This is a genomic window from Christiangramia aestuarii (genome assembly GCF_009735585.1).
GTDB lineage: Bacteria > Bacteroidota > Bacteroidia > Flavobacteriales > Flavobacteriaceae > Christiangramia > Christiangramia aestuarii.
The window spans coordinates 1-375 of sequence record NZ_VJVW01000157.1 but is presented as its reverse complement, the minus strand read 5'-3'; the positions used below and the strand labels follow the sequence as shown (position 1 = coordinate 375).

Below are 375 nucleotides of genomic sequence, written 5' to 3'. Positions count from 1 at the left end.
CGCCGGTACCGCGCGGATCAGCGGGGCGTGGAAGGTCTTGCCGGCGAAGCCGTAGCCGATCAGCGCGGTGCGGATCGGAGGCAGGCCAGAGAGGGATGGGGTCATGGCGGCCTCCGTCGGGCGGGGTGGGGGTCAGGCGGATGGCGGCACGTAGCCGTCGGCCTTGGCGTAGTCCTCGCCGGAGAGGAACTTGTCCATCTCCTGCTGGAGGAACTTGCGGTCCTCGGCGTTCATCATGTTCAGGCGACGCTCGTTGATCAGCATGGTCTGGTGCTTCTGCCACTCGTCCCAGGCCTTGCGCGACACGTTGTTGTAGATGTCCTCGCCCTTCGCGCCAGGATACGGCGGGCGGTCGAGGCCGGGCAGCTCTTCGTG

General features: G+C 67.5%; 1 protein-coding gene. It reads right to left on the bottom strand.

The genetic code is table 11. The features are described from left to right. Positions 1-132: 132 nt before the first annotated feature. The coding region (locus FLP08_RS17350; protein ID WP_033980073.1) for an oxidative damage protection protein at positions 133-375 on the bottom strand (243 nt) is incomplete at its 5' end.